This is a genomic window from Aeromonas sp. YN13HZO-058 (assembly GCF_001921245.1).
GTDB lineage: Bacteria > Pseudomonadota > Gammaproteobacteria > Enterobacterales > Aeromonadaceae > Aeromonas > Aeromonas allosaccharophila.
Genome location: NZ_MQSY01000077.1, coordinates 1 through 19,338, shown reverse-complemented (window position 1 = coordinate 19,338; position 19,338 = coordinate 1). Strand labels below are relative to the sequence as shown.

The window sequence follows — 19,338 nt, the reverse complement described above, 5'->3', positions numbered from 1 at the left end:
AAAATGCTTAGGTGTTTTGGAAAAAAATCGTGGCTTTTTTACGTGCGTAAACTGAGGTTTCTATGAACCTACATGAGCAAAAAATCGATCCTGATTACCCATGACCCTCAGCCAGCTTCAAGAGCCGATATGGCATCGGAGGGCTTGCCACGACTGCATGCCCCAATTCAACCAACATGCTCTTGAGGTCAAAACGATGATTAAACCGGAAGCAGTATTCCGCAAGATGCCTTTGTAAATGCTTCGCTCCGAGCGTATGGCAACTGCCCCGCAGCGAGTTTCGGGAATTCAGATAATAAGTGCGACACTCATGGATGAATGGCGAGAGGTGGCCAACTGCTGATTGGTGGTACCCTTCTGCTCGCCAAAGTAAAAGCAGTATCACCATGAGCTATCAGCAGTTGACCGAGGGGCAACGATACCAGTTATCGGTGCTTCGCGCACAGGGGATGTCCATCCTTGCCACCGCACGCGCCATTGGCGTTCATCGCTCCACCCTCTACCGGGAGCTGCGTCGTAACGCCGGGCCGCAGGGCTACCAGCCAGACAATGCGCATCAGCACGCCACCCACCGACGGGCCAGTGCGGCCAAATCTCGGCTATCTGCCGATGTCATCCAGTTTGTCGAGCTGACACTCGCCTGGTGGTGGAGCCCGGAGCAGATAAGCGCGGTGGGCAAGCAGATAGGCCTCATGGTGAGTCACGAGTGGATATACCGCCATGTGGCCGCCGACAAAGCCCGGGGTGGCCAGTTGTACCGCCATCTGCGCCAGGGCCACAAGCGCTACCGCAAGGGGGCGAGCAGCCTGCGTTCTCCCATCAAGGAAGCCCGCTCTATTGATGAACGGCCGGCTATCGTCGATAGCCGGGAGCGGCTCGGTGATTGGGAGGCGGACACGGTGCTGGGCAAGCAAGGCACAGGTGCACTGGTCACCCTGGTGGAGCGCAAGAGCCGGCTCTATCTGGTCAAGCGGGTCGCGAGCAAACAGGCTGGGGTGGTGCGGGATGCGATAATCGAGATGTTAACGCCCTACATCGAGCAGGTGCATACCATCACCTTTGACAACGGCGGCGAGTTTGCCGAACACAAGGCGATAGAGGAAGCGCTGGGTGCCGAGACTTACTTTGCGCACCCTTACTCTTCGTGGGAGCGCGGTCTGAACGAGAACAGCAATGGGCTGTTGAGGCAGTTTATCCCAAAGGGAACAGACCTGAGAGAGGTCACGGACGAGGATGTCAGGAGAGCGGAGCAGTGGCTCAACCTACGACCTCGGAAATGTCTCGGATTCAGGCAGCCTGTCAAGGTATTCGAAGAGTACCGTCAGGCGGCATAGGCGAGTGTCGCACTTCGAAGTTGAATTCGCGTTTTTCACATTTCCTATCATCGTGTTTACCCAGTTGAATGCCGGATGATCCAGCCAGTCCAGGTTGCCTCCTGTGACAACACCCAGGTGCTCACAATTGGCCTCTTTGACTGCCCTGAAACAGGCCAATCCATCGGATATCACCGCGCTACCACTGGCAACATGCCGTTTTGCCCAATCCGCAATCGACTTGGTTTTGAAACCATCGACCACCGTCATCCGCATCTTGATTGGATGCCCTTCCTTGTTCAGGGCCACTGCTGCCACAAACGGCGTCTTGCCTGCCGCGCCCCGACCCCGTTTGCCGCCACGGCGCTCGCCACCCCAGTAGACATCATCGAGCTGAATGATGCCGCTGATGGGCTGCTTGTCATCGGACTCTTTCATGGCTTGCAGCAGCTTGTGCTTGAGCATCCAGGCGGTGTCATATTTGACGTCCAACTGGCGCTTGAGCTCCATCGCTGACAAGCCTGTTTTGGTCTGTGACAGCAGGTGCATCGCCAGAAACCACTTGGTCAGTGGGAGTTTGGTGTTTGCAAAAATGGTGTTTCCAGTCAATGACATCTGATGACGGCAGTGATTGCATTGCAGCACGCGTGGCCGACTTTTCAGGCGACAATAGGTCTTGTTGGCGCACTCAGGACAGACGAAACCGTTCGGAAAACGCCAAGCGAGCAGCGCGTTTTCACACTGAGCTTCAGCGCCATAGTCCTTGAGAAACTCAAACAGGCTGTAGCCTTTCTGGAATTGGACTTTGCTTTTGGCCATGATCTCGCACCTCGATAACTGTACGTAAGATCAGTATAGTTCGTGGTAACTGACTGCTAATCATGGGTAATCAGGAAACTACATGAGTAGGGTTTTTAGCAGTAACCTATTGAATTATATATAAAAATTCTTTGTTTACGCCCTATCTATTGATAATTTTGTCAACTATAAATTAAATCTTACGAATAAGTGTGAGCAATGTCAATGACCCAATAAATTCTTATAACTAACCACTACTCGGTATGACCAGAAAAGAAAACAAAGCATTGAAGAAAATGAAAAAACCTGCCAGCAGTAAAGCCCAGAATACGAAATGAGGCGGCTGCATTCGGCCCTGGATTGACTTTCTATTGAATGCCAGTCAGGGCAAGAGTTTGAAGCCAATTTACTGGTTAACCTCGATACCTTTACCTCTATTCACATTGATGAATATACAGTCAATATAGTACTTAACTGACTGACATTAGCGAAAGGGTCTTCTTTATTAACATCCCTGTCAGAGTTTGTCGATATGCAGTCTGACCAGCTTATCCAGGGTATCACTACGATTCAGGTTAAGTTTCGCAGTAACCCTGTCCAGCTTTCGAATGGCCGTGACGCTCAGCGAGACCGTAACCGCCTTCTTCTTAGGCTTTTTAAGATCGACCACCACATCTGTTGCTTCGGTAGTTTGCAACTCATTGCTTTTTTCCAGTGCGGCAGCCAATTGCACCATGTGGGATTTGGTGAGATCCCCAAACTCGGTGATCTGATAACTGTTGTTGCTCTTGCTGAACTTGATGACCACATCGAATCCTTCGCGTAGCTCGCGAAAGGTACGGGTCAGGGTTGCGCCAGAGCAGCCCAACTCGTCATTGATGGTCTGGCCGGAGACAGGCTTGCCAGAGGAAAGCAGCAGGACTAATTGATAGAGTCGTTTTTGTTTGGCGCTTAACAGCATGGTCTTTCCATATTCACGAGGCGTTTGATTACAAAACAATGGATTTAAAAATGCAGGTCGATGTCATGTCCCGATTCAAGGCGAATCGCTCCAAAGCCGCTATCGGATCGACCTCTTCAAGATTGTTAAAATTGATGCCTATCACCCCTTGTTTGGTGGCGTGACAAGATAAAATATAGTCGTCTATCAAGTTACCTGTTTGCTTGCTGATGCGCTGGGTGAAGCCGGAAATAACGATATTCTCAAACGGCAAGGTGAACAGCGAAATGCCGATGAGGCGTAGCAAGCAGCCATGTACATGACGGGCATAATTCTCCCGCACCGCTTTCTGGCTCAGTGGTTTTTCCACGATATCCGAGCCACCGCGATTGAGGCTAAAGCCGGATTGCGGCATGTCATCGATTTCGGGTAGATCCACATCCATCCTGATCAGCGACCGAGCCGGGTCAACCTCGAAGGAAACCAGCGTCTCTCGCGGCCAATCGGTTTGTTGCAGCACGGCATTGAGCAGCGCTTCAAAGTAACCGCTATCGCTGGCAAAGCGACTGGCAAGGTTGGCCGTGGAGGTGGCAATGGCCTCTTCATGGCGCTTGGCATCGGCTTGCCAGTGGGCGTACTGCTCGGCCCAAGCGGCGCGTTGGCCTTGGTAGCGCTGCTCGGTCAAGAGCCGCTCGCGCTCCCACTCTTTCATCGCTACTTCCCAGCGTCCAAGGGCGTGATTAATGCGCTCTTGCCGCTCATCGTCCGACTCAAAAAGCTTCTTGAAAAATCCGGCCCCCGCCTCTGCGCTGGGTTGCTCGGGCTGTGGCGAGATCACCGGTTTGGCGGGTCTGACCGGCGCAGCCACCGCATAGGGCTGACTGGCCTGTTCAAGATAATGGGCTTGCAGCTCGCTTAGGGTGTGGCCGTGGCGCGGGTCTGGGGTGAGCACATGGACGTTGAGCAATTGGTTAACCGCTTGCTCCAACTGCTCAACTTCCCCCAGCAGCTCATTGCGTAACTGCTCTTTCGATTCCGCCCGAGCCCGTGCTTGGGTACTGCTACTCGATGCAGCCTGATCGAGCCGAGTACGATAGCTGAGGCCCGTACCAGGCAGGCCAACGTTGGCGTAGGTGCCACGGCTGCCCATAGTCACGCTGGCCCCACGAGGGCCGACACTCAGGCTTGCGCCCTTCATTCCCAAATTGATGCGAACACCCGGCAAAATATTGATCGTCTGGCGAAAACGAAAGCCCATAACTACTCACCTTTTATTTAACAGTTTGCCGGCTGGCTGATTCACGTTAGGGGCGATCCCAAAGTAGTGAACCCGTTCCAAGATGCTGTTAGCCCAGCGCCGATGGGTAGCAGGCTCGCACATAGCTCCGCTGGCCTTGAACACGGCTTGGGTGGAGTTGATGATACGCAGCGCGTCTTGCTGATCAAGGGAGCTGACCATGAAGGCTTTCTGGATGATCCCGATCTGATTGGGGTGGATCGCGGTTTTGCCAACAAGGCCGTGGGCGATATCCAGCGCCAATTCTTGCTCAAGCAAGTGATGATCTTCAATGTGTTCACAGACCGGCGCGGTCATGGCAAAGCCTTTAGCCCCAAACACGGCGACCAACATCTTGATCACGTACCCCATCGGGCCATCATACAAGGTGAAGGCCCGTGAACGGCGCAGCGAAATGCAGTTCATCAAGTCGTTGCCCCCGATGCGCAAGGCCAGAATCTTGTCGCGGCTCGGGTGACTCATCAACGCTGAGGCCAGCACCTGCATGGCGGCCACATCGAACACTTCTTCGGTTTCGAGCGTCGGCATCCAGCACAGATGGGATTTATTTAAAATCTCGTGCCAGCGGTCGAGGCTGTCATGGGTGAACTTGGGCAGTACAAAGCCATCTGCGGCGCTCATGTCATACCAGGTGACCAGCATTGCAGCCATGGCTTCATCGCGGGGACGGATGAAGATGAGCGGCCACGAGTCATCATCAGCTTCCTGCTTGGCCGCTTTCAGGCCGACCATCATGCTTTTTAAATTTGCCAGCGCTGCGGGTACATCGTCCTCGCTCACGGCATCTTCCAAGCAAATCACCAAGGAGCGCAGCCCCTCGATTTTGCAGGTGGAAATCGTCTCCACGATATCGAGGCGAGTGGCAGGCATGTAGAGGGTGGCACCCAGCCCAAAAGCAGAAAGCTGTTTTTTCATTTAGAGAACCTTTTTAATAATGGTGACAGCACGGTATTGACCGATTTGGTCGCCCACTTCGGTAATGGTGATGCCCTTTTCTTTTGCCAAAAAGACCAACAGGGCCACATCGGGGTCAGACACAGAGCGAACCAGTACATGGTCTGGTACACGACGCAGCACCGCACGGGTCGCCTCGGCGATACCGGGTTTGATCCGATTGGTGCTGGACACATCGTATTGCTCGGCCAGTTGGGCGATGATCTGCTTGCTTTGCGCCCATGCCTGCCCTTTGTGGACGGATTGGGTCGCGATATCCAGCTCGGGCAGTGTGTCGAACACAATGGACGCGCAGCACTTCTCCACGGTGTCCACCAGCGCCACGCCACACTCAAACTCGACGAGGTGATCACAGACCATGCACTGGTGATAACCCTCGGCGCTGTAGAGCGAGCGGGAGATCATACCGGAGACGGGAGCGCCCATGATGCCAAAGGGGATGAGCCAGTCGTCATCGGTGGCAGACAGCCATGCACAACCACACGGGTCAGCCAGTACCACCAACCGGGGAATTGCCGGATAGCCAGCACGATCCGCCAGTGAGGCGGTCAGTTGATTGGTGATGGCCCCTTTGCCCGTCCAGCCATCGACAAACACGATGCCTTCGGTGCCGTGGCGCCGCTCGATGACGCTCAGGGCGGCTTCATCAATGCCGCGGTCACGGATGATACTGATGCCGTAGTGATAAGAGACCTTGCCCATCATCTTGAGCGCCCGTTGCAGCATGACGCCCAGCGGCACTCCTGCCCTGACCAACGAGGCCAGCACAATCGGGGTATCGCCATATTGCTTGCAAAGGGCTTTTGCCAACATCATCACTTCGCTGGCAAGGCGCTGCGCACCGGTAACCGATGCCTTCTCGAACAAGTCGAGGTGGAAGGCTGTCGGTGCAGGCTCTTGGCTCAACATATCGGAATAGTGCTTTTTACCCGACTGGATCAGCGCCTCTTTTTCTTCGACCGAAGTCATGGCGATGGTGACGGGGGTCAGTAAAAACTCCACGTCATCAGAGCGACGGTACGCACCGGAGAACACCGCCGGATTAGTCATGACTTGACTCCCCAAAAACCTGTTTTTTGATGGCGGTGGTGAACTGGCTTTGTTTGGGCATTCCGAACCAGGAGCACAGTTTCAAGAAGCTGAAATCGGTGATGCTGTCGCCAAGGCCGATGGTCGGGAACAGCCCGCGCTCGGCCCGCAGTTTCGCGAACAAGTATTTGGTCGCTACGCCCTTTTCGATGCAATGCGGCAGCCACGCGATGTTGTTACTGTTGCGATGGACATAGAAGCCTTCGGTGCCAAAGATGCGCTCGATCTCATCGCCGATGGCATTCAGCTCGTGTAACTTGGTGCTATCGGTGTGCTTCATCACCAGATAAATCGGGACGCCATCGTACTCATAATTGAGCCGTGCCCATGCCTCGATCCCGCGCTCGGCCATCAGGGCGGTGAACTGCTCTTGCATGTCCAACAAACGCTGGCGATAAGGGGCCAGCTCGGCTTCGATCTGCTGTTGCCAGTCGGTATCTACCTCGCCTGCCGGATTCAAAATCACTGCGCCATGAGTGGTCACGGCCCACGAGGTAAAGGGGATTTGGACACGGGCAAATTCTTCGGTGCCACGCGCCGTCACGGGGATCACGTCGGCGGTTGCGAGCAACCAATCCACCAGCATCGCTTGTTCTTCATTCAGGTAGCTGCGCGGGGTCAGCGATCGGTCGAGTGCGCCAACACGGAAAGGGTCTTGGGCCAGCTCATCGATCATTTTGCGCTTCGTTTGGAACAGGGTGTCGTCCAGATCGACCAGTACGGCGGGTTTAATAAGGGTGTTTTGCATTGCTTCACTCATAACTGATGACCTCAACGTGGGTCGCGATAGTGTTTAACTGCGCCAGTAGCGCCGGATCGATACTGCTGGCCGGAGTTTCACAGCACAGGTAGATCCGGTCGAATTGCTGGTGGGCGACGTTGTAGACGAAATTGGGGATACCCAAGCCGTAGTTGTCGCCAAAGCAGATTGCGGATTCGATGGCATGACCCAGCGCGATAGGCGAGCGGGTGGTCGAGCTGTAGACCACCTCGGCCCCCTGCCCTTCCAGCTTTTCGGCCAGCAAGAAAGGCAGCCAGACAAACTCGCTGCTGCCCAGCACCAAGACCTTCTCATCGACTACCGCCTTGATATGGCTGCCGACTTCCCCCCCGAACATATCCATGCCAAGGCGGCCCCAGCATTGACGACCGACGATATCGACCGTCCCTTTGGCTGTGACGTTGACGGCAGGCATCTCGGGCAACGGCGCAGTCGGATCGGCTTCCCAATGCCAAGACCCTTCCGCCAAGCTGATGTTGGTGGTCGGGATAGCGGCCTTTTGCTCCAAGGCCCCATCGCTCCAATCGGTCAGGGTGACGGTGACGAGGTTATCGATCTCTTCCAACCCCGCGTCGATGAGGCCGGTCAACAAATTGGTAAAGGTGTTGCCGGTGGTGGCTTCATCGTCAATCAGCACCAGTGTTTTGGCTTGACTGACCCACTCGCGCTGTTCGGCATCTTGCGGCCAATAGATGAGGTGATCGGTGGCATGAGAGTGAGCCTCTTTGAACTCGCACAGCAATTCGCCATCGACCGGATGACGAGTCGAGGTGAGCAGCACGGATTGCGCCAATAGAGGGCTTGCCTCTTGATAGACCCCAGCCGCTAAACCTACGGCAGTCTCGGCCATGCCTACGAACAGTACCGGCTCTGGCAGATCGGCAGGGAACTGCGCGGCCAATTGCTGGAAGGTACGGCGCATCACCGAAGGTTTGATCGGGATGTGGCGGCCCAGCAATTTGCTCACAAACAGGAAGGCCCGTTTCGGATTGCGGCGCTCGGCAATCTCGAACAGATCGCCAAAGGTGCTGGCTTGAGGACTGGTCACGGTCAACTTGCCCGTGGACAGGGAACGCTCGTAGACGCAAGCGGGGTCAGTCATTTATTCAGCCTCAACGGGAGTTGCTGACGGCAGCGGAATTACGCTGGTCACAGAGCGCACCACAGCCGGAGAGTAGGTATCGCGGGACATGTCAGCAGCGGTTTGCTGGTCAATCAGGCCAAGTTGACGCAAGGCGAAAATCCCCGGCAGGTTCACGCCCGTGGCACGGGTGTAGCAGATACCGCCAGAGGGACGCATGTTGATCTCAAGCAGGACGGGCTTGCCGGTAGTGTCATTGCGGGTCTGCACGTTGATGAGACCATCCGCTTGCATAATTTCGGCACAGGCTTTGCCCAGCTCGAACGCTTCACCGGCTTGCTCCATATATTGCAGCGGGCCTTCTTTGCGACGCACCACGGCGGCGATCACCTTGCCCTTTTCCACCAGCATATCGACCGAACGCTCGGGGCCGGGAAGGTACGGCATCAGCACCATAGGTTCCGACCATTCCTTCTTGCCACTTTGCTGGTTGCGATCCTCCTCGGCCTGCATGGCTTCCAGGTAAATAGACGGATGCACTCGGCGGTTATCGGGATTATCGAAAGCGGCCATCGGCTTCGCCACCCAATCCAAAATCCAGAACCCCAGCCCGTAAATACCTGTCACGGGTTTTATGCATTGCAACACCCCGTTTTGGTCTTCATTTCCGGCTTGCAATAGTTTCTGCAACTCGGCGCTGCTGTTGATTTGGGTGGAGTGCACCACGGGCAACTGATGTTGCTCCATGAAGCGGGCAAAGCGCACCTTGTCATCGGCCAGCGCGAACATATCGAGGCTGGTGGCACCAGTAGTCAGTGAAACCCCCATCGCTTCGATAGCGAGCCGGTTTTCTTCGAACCAGGTGCAGTTACGGCCCGCCTGAATGGCGACCACGTTATGCACCGCAACCACTTCGGCGATAAAGCAAAGGCGATCAGCATCGGCTTTAGGTTCACGCAAAGAAATATCCGCCACGGAGGTAATTTCAGGGCGAGTAGAACGATGAGACGCGATCACGGTAAAAGTGAGATTGCGAGACTCCCGTATTTCAATGACGGACTGCACGATATCGCGCTGGGAAGACAAGCCTTCCATGAACCAAATGGCTTTATTCATTTTTTCGTTTCGCCTACATGAAGTGAATTGCTCGATTGGTGATGATTCTATTTTTCGGACACAAACTTGTCAATCATATTTTGATTGACAAGTGATCCTTGCTTGGTGATGATGAGGGGATTCAACGCAAACGGTTCACGCTACAAATACAGAGCTGAACGCCCTGCTGAATCATTAAGAAAGTTTTAATAGTAAGAATTAGAACTCAATCATATTTTGATGCTTTAAAATGCCAAAAATTTGGCATATGATGGATTCAAAAGCAAACCGCCGTTGTCGGGCTACCTGGAAATAACATCAGCAAACATTGAGGGAATAACATGGCTTCTGTTTCTTTGGCAAAAAACCAAACGGTCTCCCTGACCAAGCAATCCGGCTCTACCCTGTCCAAGCTGCATTTCGGGCTGGGTTGGGATGCCGCAAAAAAAGGCGGCTTCCTTGGCAAGCTGTTTGGCGGCGGTGATGGTGGTGAAATCGATCTGGATGCCAGCGTCGTGACCTTTGATGCCAGAGGTAACCGCTTGGATACCGTCTGGTTCCGTCAAAAAAAATCGAACTGCGGTGCCATCGTTCACAGCGGTGACAACCTGACTGGTGAAGGCGATGGCGATGATGAAATCATCAACGTCGATCTGACCAAGCTGCCGTCCAACGTCGAGTATCTGGCCTTTACCGTCAACAGTTTCCGGGGTCAAACCTTCAACGAGGTTGATAACGCCTTCTGCCGTGTGCTCGACCAAAACAGCAAAGAGTTGGTGAAATTCGAGTTGTCTGACAAAGGCTCGCACACCGGTATCGTTATTTCTTCCCTGCACCGTAACGGCGGTCAGTGGGACTTCACCGCCCATGGTCAAGCCTCCAAAGGCCGCACCATTGACGACATGATTTCCGATATCCAACGTATCGTGGTGCGGTAATGGAACTGACACCGGGGGGCAATGCCCCCATTCCATCCAGCCCCCTGACAATCCGAGTCCAAGCTGGGGCAGATCTCGATGTGTCGGCCTTCCGCCTCTATGCCAATGGCAAAGTGCAAGATGGCGTCGATATGGTGTTTTACGGCCAGCCAAGCAGTACGGACGGTGCAATCAAGCTGGCTGAGCAAGGCCGTAATACCGCCTTCACTGTGACCCCAAGTGCCATTGCCGCTGGCGTCGAGAAAGTCTCGTTCGCCGTGACTGTGGACAATGGCCGTACTGTCGATGATCTGGTGTCGCTGAAAATCGCCGTCTTTGATGGTAATAACGAGCTGCTGTCCGGATCGGTGAAGACCAATGGCCGAACTGAAGCCGCCCTGATCATGGGTGAGCTGTATCGCCGCAACAATGAGTGGAAATTCCGCTTCATTGCCCAAGGGTTCAATGGTGGCTTGAAGCCGCTGGCCGAGCACTATGGTGTCAAGGTAGACGATGAGCCTGCCCCCACTCCTGTGCCAAAACCTGCACCGGTGCCACCACCCCCTCCGGCTCCTGCGCCCACGATTAGCTTGAAGAAAGTGACCCTGAGCAAGGACAGTCCGACTGTCAGCTTGACCAAGCGCGGAAATGGCTTTGGCAAGATCAAGATCAACCTGAACTGGAATCGCGGCAATACCAAGAAAGGATTTATGAGCGGTGTCTTTGGCAACCGCAATGAAGGTATCGACCTCGATCTTGGTGCTTTTGTCGAAACAGCTGATGGTGATCGCCATGTCGTGCAAGCACTGGGCGATGGGTTTGGCAGCTATAGCTATGAGCCATTTGTTGAGCTGCAAGCCGATGATCGCACGGGTGATAGTGTTGATGGCGAATGGGTGTTCATCAACGGCGACCAGTGGCAACACATTCGGGAAGTGCTGGTTTACACCTTCATTTATGAAGGGGTGCCAAGTTGGGAAAACACTGATGGCATCGTCACTATCAACATGCCCGATCAGCCGCCCATTGAGACTCATTTGACCGAAGGCAGCTCACGCAAAAATATGTGCGCCATCGCACGACTGGTGAATGACAACGGCAAGATCAAGGTTGAGCGCATTAACCGTTACTTTACTGGACACAAAGAAATGGATGATGCCTTTGGTTGGGGCTTTCGCTGGAAAGCGGGCAGCAAATAACGGTCAAGGTAAGGAATTTGTGATGTCATTTTTTGATAAAGCTAAACAAGCTCTGCAAAATGGCCGCACCGAGTTGGTGACACAGGTAAGCCGCTTCAAGAACAAAAAGTTTTTGGAAGGCACAGTGAGTATTTGCGCTTATATCGCCATGGCATCTAACGGTGCTGATAGCGAAGAGAAGCAAAAAATGATGGCGTTCATCAAACAGTCCGAAGAATTGAAAGTCTTCGACAGTACCGAGATCATCGAATTTTTTAACAAGCGTACCGCTGCGTTTGAATTCGATGTCGATGTCGGCAAGGGTGAAGCCATGAAATACATCGTCGCGCTGAAAAGCGATGACGGTGCCGCACAATTGGCCCTGCGTGTTGGGGTCGCTGTGGCGAAAAGTGACGGTGATTTTGACAGCAATGAAAAAGCTGCCGTCAAAGAAATCTGCCATGCGCTGGGATTAGATCCCAGTGAATATCAACAGTAAGGAAAATAGAAATGGGTTCTACGCACATCGGCTTCCCTCCAGAAACAGTGGCAGTGTTTCTACTGCTCTCTGTTGGGGCCATCCTCATCGACTTGTTCATGCACAGGGATGATAAACCGATCCCGCTGAAAAGCGCTGTGCTGTGGTCGCTGTTCTGGGTAGCCATTGCGTTTGGGTTTGCAGGCTTCCTGTACGTCCACCACGGTGAAGAAGCGGCCACCTTGTTTGTCACAGGCTATGCGCTTGAGAAAGTGCTCTCCATTGACAACCTGTTCGTCATGATGGCGATCTTCTCATGGTTTGCCGTGCCGGATGGCTACCGCCATCGCGTCCTCTACTGGGGCGTGATCGGGGCGATTATCTTCCGTGGCATCTTCGTCGCCATCGGGACTGGCCTGCTGGCACTTGGCCCATGGGTTGAGCTGGTGTTTGCTGTCATCGTCGGTTGGACGGCGGTCATGATGCTGCGCAGTGGCGATGATGACGACTCTATCGAAGATTACTCAGAACACCTCGCCTATCGCATGGTGAAGCGCTTCTTCCCCATCTGGCCGAAGCTGAGTGGTAACGCCTTCTTACTCAAGCAGTCCGAAGTGGATGCCGAGCTGGCGAAGCCTGAAAACGCCGATGTGCAAGCAGGCCGTGTGGGTAAGGCCGCCTTCTATGCAACGCCGCTGATGCTCTGTCTGGCAGTGGTAGAGCTGTCTGATGTGATGTTCGCGTTCGACTCCGTGCCTGCGGTGATTGCCGTGAGCCGTGAGCCCCTGATCGTGTACTCCGCGATGATGTTCGCCATCCTCGGCCTGCGTACCCTGTACTTTGTGCTCGAAGCGCTCAAGCAATATCTGGTGTATTTGGAAAAGGCCGTTATCGTGCTGCTGTTCTTCATCGCCGGTAAACTGGGCCTCAATGCCACTGCGCACATCTTCAACCACGGTTATGAGATTTCGGCCATGGCGAGCTTGGTTGTGGTCGTCACGGTACTGGCGATCGGGATTGTGGCGAGCGTCATGTTCCCTGAGAAAGATGTATCTGTGAATTAAGAATGGGTCGGTCTGATCCGCAGGTAAGCAAGTTTGTTTGAACGAGAAACCATTTCCACGAAACCATAGAAGGAATTAACGATGTCTACTGTTTCACTGTCCAAAGGCGGTAACGTCTCCCTGACCAAACATGCACCAACTATGAAGCACATGCTGGTTGGTCTTGGTTGGGATGCCCGCTCTACTGACGGCCAAGACTTCGATCTCGATGCGTCTGCCTTCCTGCTCAACAGTGGCGGCAAAACCCGTTCTGCTGCTGACTTCATCTTCTACAACAACCTGGTCTCGACTGACGGCTCCGTGCAGCACACAGGCGACAACCGTACTGGTGCAGGCGATGGCGATGATGAAGCCCTCAAGATCAGCCTCGATAAGATCCCGACTGACGTCGATAAAATCGTGTTCGTCGTAACCATTCACGAGGCCACGGCTCGCGGCCAAAGCTTCGGTCAAGTGGCTGGCGCATTCATCCGCCTGGTCAACGATGACACCCAAGCGGAAGTCGCTCGTTACGATCTGTCCGAAGATGCCTCTACCGAAACCGCGATGCTGTTTGCAGAGCTGTATCGCCATGGGGCGGAATGGAAATTCCGTGCCGTGGGTCAGGGTTATAAGCATGGCCTCGGTGCCGTATGCGCTGAATACGGCGTCTCTGCGTCTTAATACATGCTGATCTGACGTAAATAAAGAAACCAGGTAACACAGCGGGGGATTACCCCCTGCTCTTTGGGGAAGAACCCCACATCATTTTAGGAGCTAGAAAATGGGTGTATCTCTGCAAAAAGGCGGTAACGTTTCTCTGACCAAAGCTGATGCTGGTCTGAAAGTCGCACTGTTCGGTCTGGGCTGGGATGCTCGCGTCACCGATGGCAGCGCTTTCGATCTGGACGCCTCCGTGTTCATGGTCGGTGAGAACGGCAAAGTGCTAGGAGATGCGGGCTTCATCTTCTTCAACAACAAGTTGAGCGCCTGTGGCTCCGTTGAGCACTTGGGTGACAACCGCACTGGCGCGGGTGACGGCGATGACGAACAAGTGAAAGTCACGCTTTCAGCCGTTCCGGCTGACGTCAAAAAGCTGGTGTTCTCCGTCACTATCCATGAAGCGGAAGAGCGCAAGCAAAACTTCGGCATGGTCAGCAACGCCTATATCCGTGTGCTGAACAACGACAATAGCACCGAACTGGCTCGCTTCGATCTGTCCGAAGATGCCAGCACCGAAACCGCGATGATCTTCGGCGAGCTGTATAAGCACGGCGAAGAGTGGAAGTTCAAGGCCATCGGCCAAGGTTTCGCGGGCGGTCTGGCTGCCCTCGCAACCAATCACGGCGTCAATCTGGGTTAATTAAATCCACATAAATCAAAGGGCAGTTTATTAACCGCCCTTTTTTTTCGCCTACCAATCAGTGATGATAGTGATGGCCGTGCAGTCTGTAACTATATTTAACAAATAGCTGGCTGGCACATAGGATTGATATATTTAAGGAGCATGTAATGACGCTGTACGACGTAGGGTTGATTATCGCACTATCCATTCTTGCGATTGGGGTGTTTCTTGGTGCGGGGAATAAACGAAAAATCGTTGTCTTTATGAATTATGATGATCTCGGGCTAACCTTCCTTATTCCTACGGCCTTCTTTGCTATCGCCTTTATGTTCCAGTATTTAGGTGGCTCGCCACAAGTGGGCGCAGCCATTGGCGGAGTGGTCAGCTTGGTGCTCTTATTTAAGGTGATAGTGCTGACGTATCACACCAATAACCGTCAGGTCGGTTATACCTGCTTGGCTTTGATTACAAAAATACCGCTGAGCATTCTGTGGGTGCTGAATATTATCCAGTTGATCGCCCCAAGCGGAAAAACCGCAGCGCAGCGCAGAAGCAATCGCCAGTCAGCCATGCTGGTACTGCTCATTGTCACGCCGATCATTGGCCTACTGGTGGTGGATAAATCAGGCTCCATGTTTAACCCCAAAGCATGGCTTTCCGGTCAGCGCATTGGTTCCATCAGAAATCACATGTGAGTGAGAGATTATGCAACTCGTTTCAGGTCAAAACACGGCGTTATCCGGACAAGAATTTTTGGTCGAGTTGGCTTTTAAAAAAGGGCCAGCACTGATGGGGGATATCGATCCCTCGGCCTTCATGCTGACCAAGGCTGATAAGGTGCGCGGCGACGACGACTTTATTTTCTACAACCAGCCAGAGTCTGCCGATAGTGCGGTAGTGTTCGAGAAGACTCCGGCTGGTGGCATCTTCCGCATCAATACCGTCCGCTTGGATGCCGCTGTGGAGAAGGTTGCCTTCACGATGGTAATTGACGGGGCCAGCACCATTGCCCACTTGCTGGGCTTGAGCCTGACCATACCTAGCGTGGCCTCCTTTGATGTGCCGCTCGAGGATCGCAGCGAGAAGGCCGTGATCATGGGCCATCTCTACCGCCACAATGGCGGCTGGAAGCTCAAGGCGCTGGGCCAAGGCTTCAACGGTGGCCTTGCGCCACTGGCGACCAGCTTTGGAGTAGTTGTGGAAGAGGAAGCTGCCGCCCCTGCCCCGACGCCTTCCAAGCCAAAAACTGAGCCAGCGCCACCCAAGCCTGTCAGTACCGTCAGCCTTGAGAAGGTCATTGCCGCCAAAGCGCCTGCGCTGGTTAGCCTCGTCAAGCCGGTGCAAATTAGCCTCCAAAAGCACAAGCTTGAAAGCGTCAAAGCGAAAGTCGCCTTCGTGCTGGATGCCTCCGGCTCCATGACCCAACAATTCAAGGGCGGAAACGTGCAAGCAGTGCTTGAGCGGATCGCCGTGCTCTCCGTGCAGTTTGATGACGATGGCTCGATGGATCTGTGGGGCTTTGGCAAATACCACAAAAAATACCCGGACGTCTCCCTTGCCAACCTCAAGGGCTACATCGACAAGCTCCAAAAAACGGGGTCAAAAGGGATGTTCGAGATCTTGCCTACACTGGGTGGGATTAACAACGAACCTCCGGTGATGGAAGAAGTCATCGAGACGTTCAAAGACAGCATGGAGCCTGTCTTTGTGGTGTTCATTACTGATGGCGGGATCAATCAAACCAAGGAAATCAAAAAAGCCATCAAGCGTTCTGCCGATTATCCGATCTTCTGGAAGTTTGTCGGGCTGGGTGGCGGTAACTATGGAGTGTTGGAGAAGCTGGACACCTTTACAGATCGGGCTATCGACAACACCCACTTCTTCTCTATCGATGACTTTAAGACAATGTCTGACGCTGTCCTGTATGACAATTTGTTGGCTGAATTCAGCCCCTGGTTGTCTGGAGCGAAGACGAAAGGAATTGTTAAAATTTAAGCGGGAGTATCCAAAAGTATCATAAGGTCAGCACTCATTTGTTGTTGGCCTTTTTTATTGAATCCCTCCCCCAACGCAACAACATTCAACAAGATCTTTTGCGGAAAAAGCCATTATTTGCCTTCCAGCAACGTCGGTGGTGTGCTCAGCCCATCACACCTTAGCTGTCCCTGGGTATTGGGACGACAAACCGTGCCATCGGAGGCCCTTAGGTTACCAAGGCTATCCTTGCGCCAGGTGATCCGTTCACCGCTCTTGTAGTTGTTGCCGCGCACATTACCCAGGCTATCCTGCCGATAGGTGGTGCCATCACTGCCTTTGATATTGCCAAGGGAATCTTTTCGCCAGATGGTGTCGGTCGCCGTGTCCTTGACGTTGCCGAGGGAATCTTTACGTAGTGTGCCGTGCTTGCCATTGTCACACTGGTATCGTGTGTTGCCGAGCGTATCGTCCCGATAGGTGCAGTTGGTAGCTTGTGCGGTTAGAGGCAATAACCCCAGCAGGAGAACCGTCACTAGGATACAGCATTGAAAGCAGATGGCCTTGACGTGATAACGCTCGAGGCTGTCACTGACACTGCGTGCATTGTGGTTTTTAATAGCCATAATTTCCCCAAGCTATTGATCATTTGCAGGGTTTATACCAGCAACCGATTGGAATTGACACGAAGTGACTTCGTTTGAATCCTAGCTTCATCACCAAACAAAATCGCCATGCACGAAGACATGACCATAACCGCTTGGGCGTTGATGAAGCCAAATTGACGCCGGAGCAGGTGCTCACCCCTCTCATCAGTAGTGGGAACTTACATTCTCCATTTTGGCACTCAGATGCCGTTTTGGGGAGGGGCGACCATCTCATTAACGCCGTTCGTTGGCCGTATGTAGTCTCTAGGCTGCGAGACAGGCCACTTTTAGCATCGACACCTGTATGAGGTTTCATACCGAAGGACCACTGGTTGCCCTTCTTGGTTTGGTAGTGGCTCTGTAGTGATGTGATGGACGCCCCCACACAGCGCGGTCAGTTTCATACTTAGGCTGACTGCGTTCAACTTGGGGGAGCACCACATGAACACGATCAAAGTAGTTGGAATCGATATTGCCAAGTCTGTTTTTCAGGTGTGTGTATGGATGGCTGATGGTTCTGTTGCCTGGAATCGTAAAATATCTCGCCAGAAACTGCTCCACACGTTGCGCCAGTTTCCACCGCAAACACTGATTGCTATGGAAGCTTGCTCAACATCCCACTTCTGGGGACGGACACTGATATCTATGGGCTATGACGTAAAACTCATTCCTACACAGCATGTCAAAGCCTTTGCAAGACACCAGAAGAATGATGCCAACGATGCATTAGCTATTTGTGAAACAGCTTGCCGGCCAGGGATCCACTTCGTATCAGTTAAAACTACAGAACAACAAGATATCAAGGCGTTACGTAGTGCTCACATGACACTGGCCGCAAGCCGGTGCCATGTGAAGATTAGAACTGTGCAGGCTTATTCTTCAAGATTGGAGAGCTCGACGCTGCAATCCACACTCATTGCCTCACAATCTTTGGCTGGGCTGCCGTCTTCTTCCATGTCGTAGATCTTGTCTTTTTCGATTCGATAGATCGAATCGAACACTTTGATCGCCTTGGAGAACGGCCCGTTATAAAACTCGGTGCAGGAGGGCTCAATGTCATCAAACAGCGCATCGGTCGAGCTACAGCCTTCAATTTTTGTCTGGCCGTTGCTCTGAATGGTGGCGAATTGCCCCGTCCCCGACCCGCCAGCAAAGTTGAAGTAGCGTTTGCCGACAAAGGGCAGTGCGGCATCTGTTTGTGGCGCTGGCTCTGAGGTAACTGCCGCACTCTGGTTCACGTTGCCTTCTTGCTCCATGTCATTCAGTGATGAAATAACTTCATCATGTGCTTTCTCACTACTCATTTGTTTTGAGCGTAATGCAACGAGAAGCGGCTTTGTTATTTCCTCCACTACCTGATGCTGATCTGCCTTTTTTGATGACAACAAGGCCCAAATAATGGCTTCGTCCGCTGGACTATTGAGCAAGCTAACAACTGTATCATCCTTCGAAATGTCCATTCCCATAACGTTGTAAATGAACGTCCAATCTCTCAAGAAGTGCTTGGGATAAACACCAAATGTAAAAGAAAACTTCATACCCCCTTCAAGATTTGCAGTGATAGCGACAAGCTTCAAACCTCCTCGCTCGATCTGCTTTGCACGGGAATCATCAACGTAATCCACTTCAACATTGGAAAAGAGATCATTCTCTTCCAACGCATCCACAAACGTTGTTGATGTATCAACACCCGCTGATTGTAGGAAGGCTGCAAATCTCTCATTATCTCGCCCTCGCATGCCTGTAATGGGCATAAGATCTTCCGCTGTGATTTCCTGAACAGCGTCGATCTCATCATTTGAAATAAAATACGTTGGTACATATATAATTAAACTTGCAACTGTGGCGAAAAACCAGATTTTAAATAATAGTCGCATTAGCTCTCCCTTTTAATCGAGATTGAATATTATCAATATCAGACCGAATTACCAAGCACAATCATGTCACAATGGCGCTGTTCCAGGAACGTATTCGCGAGTCTTTTAACTCCATTTTGTGGCGCAACACCAAAAATAATTTTGGTGTTGCGCTTGACCGTCGTATTTGTAATGGAGCCGGATAGCCCCTTATCTAGGGAAGGTGCGAATAAGCGGGGAAATTCTTCTCGGCTGACTCAGTCATTTCATTTTTTCAGTTTGAGCCGATCTTTTCTCCCGTAAATGCCTTGAATCAGCCTATTTAGACCGTTTCTTCGCCATTTAAGGCGTTATTCCCAGTTTTTAGTGAGATCTCTCCCACTGACGTATCATTTGGTCCGCCCGAAACAGGTTGGCCAGCGTGAATAACATCGCCAGTTGGTTATCGTTTTTCAGCAACCCCTTGTATCAGGCTTTCACGAAGCCGAACTGTCGCTTGATGATGCGAAATGGGTGCTCCACCTTGGCCCGGATGCTGGCTTTCATGTATTC

General features: G+C 52.8%; 19 protein-coding genes and 4 pseudogenes. 10 read left to right on the top strand and 13 right to left on the bottom strand.

What is annotated here, in order from left to right; translation table 11 throughout:
• Positions 1–94: 94 nt before the first annotated feature.
• A pseudogene (locus BSP75_RS21695) lies at positions 95–283 on the bottom strand (IS1595 family transposase); the annotation flags it as partial.
• A 103-nt stretch (positions 284–386) separates the two neighbouring features.
• Between BSP75_RS21695 and BSP75_RS19645 the strand changes: the two are divergent.
• Positions 387–1,334 (top strand): IS30-like element ISAs2 family transposase, encoded by a 948-nt coding sequence (locus BSP75_RS19645; RefSeq protein ID WP_019706001.1) that lies wholly within the window; start codon positions 387–389, stop codon positions 1,332–1,334.
• A gap of 27 nt (positions 1,335–1,361) precedes the next feature.
• Here the strand turns inward: BSP75_RS19645 and BSP75_RS19640 are convergent.
• From BSP75_RS19640 to BSP75_RS19605, 8 genes and pseudogenes are all read right to left on the bottom strand, one after another.
• A pseudogene (locus BSP75_RS19640) lies at positions 1,362–2,132 on the bottom strand (IS1595 family transposase); the annotation flags it as partial.
• Positions 2,133–2,628: 496 nt separating this feature from the next.
• The gene (locus BSP75_RS19635; protein ID WP_075114321.1) at positions 2,629–3,072 is read right to left on the bottom strand and encodes an HTH domain-containing protein; all 444 of its coding nucleotides are present in this window, start codon (positions 3,070–3,072) and stop codon (positions 2,629–2,631) included.
• Positions 3,073–3,100: 28 nt separating this feature from the next.
• Entirely contained in the window at positions 3,101–4,309 is a 1,209-nt protein-coding gene (locus tag BSP75_RS19630) for a DUF4236 domain-containing protein (protein ID WP_075114320.1), read from the bottom strand.
• A gap of 6 nt (positions 4,310–4,315) precedes the next feature.
• A complete protein-coding gene (locus tag BSP75_RS19625) occupies positions 4,316–5,263 on the bottom strand; it encodes an HpcH/HpaI aldolase/citrate lyase family protein (RefSeq protein WP_075114319.1) in 948 nt (315 codons plus the stop codon).
• Complete coding sequence (locus BSP75_RS19620; protein ID WP_075114318.1) at positions 5,264–6,352, bottom strand: cysteine protease StiP family protein; 1,089 nt, start codon at positions 6,350–6,352, stop codon at positions 5,264–5,266.
• Positions 6,345–7,151, bottom strand: coding sequence for a hypothetical protein (locus BSP75_RS19615; RefSeq protein ID WP_205125047.1), 807 nt, complete (start codon positions 7,149–7,151; stop codon positions 6,345–6,347). Before BSP75_RS19615 ends, BSP75_RS19620 begins: the two co-directional genes overlap by 8 nt.
• Positions 7,144–8,274 (bottom strand): phosphoribosyltransferase domain-containing protein, encoded by a 1,131-nt coding sequence (locus BSP75_RS19610; protein WP_075114316.1) that lies wholly within the window; start codon positions 8,272–8,274, stop codon positions 7,144–7,146. The genes BSP75_RS19615 and BSP75_RS19610 overlap by 8 nt, the downstream gene beginning before the upstream one ends.
• Positions 8,275–9,369, bottom strand: a complete 1,095-nt coding sequence (locus tag BSP75_RS19605; protein ID WP_075114315.1) for an ATP-grasp domain-containing protein — start codon at positions 9,367–9,369, stop codon at positions 8,275–8,277. It abuts the gene before it with no gap.
• Positions 9,370–9,689: 320 nt separating this feature from the next.
• On the opposite strand from BSP75_RS19605, the gene BSP75_RS19600 reads away from it, so the two are divergent.
• From BSP75_RS19600 to BSP75_RS19565, 8 genes are all read left to right on the top strand, one after another.
• Positions 9,690–10,286, top strand: coding sequence for a TerD family protein (locus BSP75_RS19600; RefSeq protein ID WP_075114314.1), 597 nt, complete (start codon positions 9,690–9,692; stop codon positions 10,284–10,286).
• Positions 10,286–11,464: a TerD family protein gene (locus BSP75_RS19595; RefSeq protein ID WP_075114313.1), complete on the top strand. Its 1,179-nt coding sequence runs from the start codon at positions 10,286–10,288 to the stop codon at positions 11,462–11,464. Before BSP75_RS19600 ends, BSP75_RS19595 begins: the two co-directional genes overlap by 1 nt.
• A 22-nt stretch (positions 11,465–11,486) precedes the next feature.
• On the top strand, positions 11,487–11,942 hold the full coding sequence (locus tag BSP75_RS19590) for a tellurite resistance TerB family protein (protein ID WP_075114312.1): 456 nt from the start codon (positions 11,487–11,489) through the stop codon (positions 11,940–11,942).
• 11 nt (positions 11,943–11,953) lie between these two features.
• A complete protein-coding gene (locus BSP75_RS19585; protein ID WP_075114311.1) occupies positions 11,954–12,985 on the top strand; it encodes a TerC/Alx family metal homeostasis membrane protein in 1,032 nt (343 codons plus the stop codon).
• 81 nt (positions 12,986–13,066) lie between these two features.
• Positions 13,067–13,648, top strand: a complete 582-nt coding sequence (locus BSP75_RS19580; protein ID WP_075114310.1) for a TerD family protein — start codon at positions 13,067–13,069, stop codon at positions 13,646–13,648.
• A 100-nt stretch (positions 13,649–13,748) separates the two neighbouring features.
• A complete protein-coding gene (locus BSP75_RS19575; protein ID WP_075114309.1) occupies positions 13,749–14,327 on the top strand; it encodes a TerD family protein in 579 nt (192 codons plus the stop codon).
• A gap of 149 nt (positions 14,328–14,476) precedes the next feature.
• Positions 14,477–15,004 (top strand): hypothetical protein, encoded by a 528-nt coding sequence (locus BSP75_RS19570; RefSeq protein ID WP_075114308.1) that lies wholly within the window; start codon positions 14,477–14,479, stop codon positions 15,002–15,004.
• 10 nt (positions 15,005–15,014) lie between these two features.
• Complete coding sequence (locus BSP75_RS19565) at positions 15,015–16,304, top strand: VWA domain-containing protein (protein WP_075114307.1); 1,290 nt, start codon at positions 15,015–15,017, stop codon at positions 16,302–16,304.
• Positions 16,305–16,417: 113 nt separating this feature from the next.
• Here the strand turns inward: BSP75_RS19565 and BSP75_RS19560 are convergent, their stop codons facing one another.
• Together BSP75_RS19560 and BSP75_RS22015 are read right to left on the bottom strand one after the other, a co-directional pair.
• Positions 16,418–16,909 (bottom strand): hypothetical protein, encoded by a 492-nt coding sequence (locus BSP75_RS19560; protein WP_253186654.1) that lies wholly within the window; start codon positions 16,907–16,909, stop codon positions 16,418–16,420.
• Positions 16,910–17,186: 277 nt separating this feature from the next.
• Positions 17,187–17,282 (bottom strand): annotated as a pseudogene (locus BSP75_RS22015) (IS5/IS1182 family transposase); the annotation flags it as partial.
• 89 nt (positions 17,283–17,371) lie between these two features.
• Between BSP75_RS22015 and BSP75_RS19550 the strand changes: the two are divergent.
• Complete coding sequence (locus BSP75_RS19550; protein WP_290439308.1) at positions 17,372–17,893, top strand: transposase; 522 nt, start codon at positions 17,372–17,374, stop codon at positions 17,891–17,893.
• Here BSP75_RS19550 and BSP75_RS19545 read toward each other — a convergent pair.
• Positions 17,803–18,807, bottom strand: coding sequence for a hypothetical protein (locus BSP75_RS19545; protein ID WP_075114305.1), 1,005 nt, complete (start codon positions 18,805–18,807; stop codon positions 17,803–17,805). The two genes, BSP75_RS19550 and BSP75_RS19545, sit on opposite strands and share 91 nt — an antisense overlap.
• A gap of 342 nt (positions 18,808–19,149) precedes the next feature.
• A pseudogene (locus BSP75_RS21325) lies at positions 19,150–19,338 on the bottom strand (transposase); the annotation flags it as partial.